The 1236-nt window shown below is 48.1% G+C and carries 1 protein-coding gene; it reads right to left on the reverse strand.

Features of this window, described 5'->3' with window-relative positions; all coding sequences use genetic code 11:
* Positions 1–1102: ferrous iron transporter B (locus A3735_RS02405; protein WP_156499345.1), on the reverse strand; the 1102-nt coding region annotated here is incomplete at its 3' end.
* Positions 1103–1236: the final 134 nt, after the last annotated feature.

The following is a 1236-nucleotide window of genomic DNA, read 5'->3' on the forward strand; positions in this document are numbered from 1 at the left end:
CGGATAAAAACAAATACAAGCAAACAATAATAGGAATAAAGGTAGAGACAACCTGAATGCCCCCTCCAATACCATCTGCCAAAAACACCTTGCTCCATTCAGGCAAGCCAAGCAGCCCCATCAGATGCGCAGTGCCATCAACAAAAATTGCACCCAAGCCCATATCGAAGAGGTCAATAAAGGCACCGCCAACGTTGATCGTAAAGGTAAACATCGCATACATAACCAGTAAGAATATACCGATTCCCAAGCGCTTCCCGAGTACAATATGGTCTATCTTATCAGATAGATTCTTGCCCACGACACCAGCTTCCTTTATTACCTCTTGCGATAAGCAATGTGCATGATTAAAGCGCCCATCAGCAATATGTATGTCGACGTCTTCCCCGGTTCTTTCTTCAATCTTGCTCTGCCAATGGGAAACCCTTGATAGCAGCTCTTTTTGACCAGCCGATTCAATTGCGCCCAATACAGCGCTATCATTTTCCAAAAGCTTAGTCGCGACCCAGCGTTGTTCGTTTGCTTTAACAGTAGCTGGTAGATAGCCGGAAACGGATAGGATTGCCTGCTCAACCAAGTCTTCATGTACCAGCTCGATTGAGTTCTGCTCGCTGGAACTTAACTCGTACTTGATCGCGCTAGCCAAACCTTTCAAGCCTTCCCCTGTCACAGCGACGATAGGCACCACCGGGCAACATAAGGCTTCGCTTAAGCGTTCAACATCGAGACTAATGCCACGCTTGCGGGCAACGTCCATCATATTCAGCGCCACGACCACTGGAACGCCCATTTCTCGTAATTGCACAGTGAAATAGAGGTTACGCTCAAGATTCGAGGCATCAACCACATTAACGATCAGGTCAGCGTCGGCAGAGAGAAGATAGTCCCGGGTAACTTTTTCATCCAGAGACGATGCATCCAGCGAGTAAATACCTGGCAAGTCGACAACGTTTGCCTCGTCTCCTAGCAACTTTGTTCGCCCTGCTTTGCGCTCAACCGTTACGCCAGGCCAATTACCTGTGGTTTGTCTAATTCCTGTAAATTGATTAAAAAGGGCTGACTTACCACAATTAGGGTTGCCACCCAGAGCGATGGTTAACATAGGCTTAGGACTCGGAAGCTGCTAGCAAGGAGAAACTTTAAGATGACGGGCAATACTATCGCCCAAGGCGATTCTCGTTCCACGATTTGCGAGAACCAAACCGTGTCGGCGACGTTGGAGCAAGCAGACCTCAC

The organism is Oleiphilus sp. HI0061 (genome assembly GCF_001635675.1).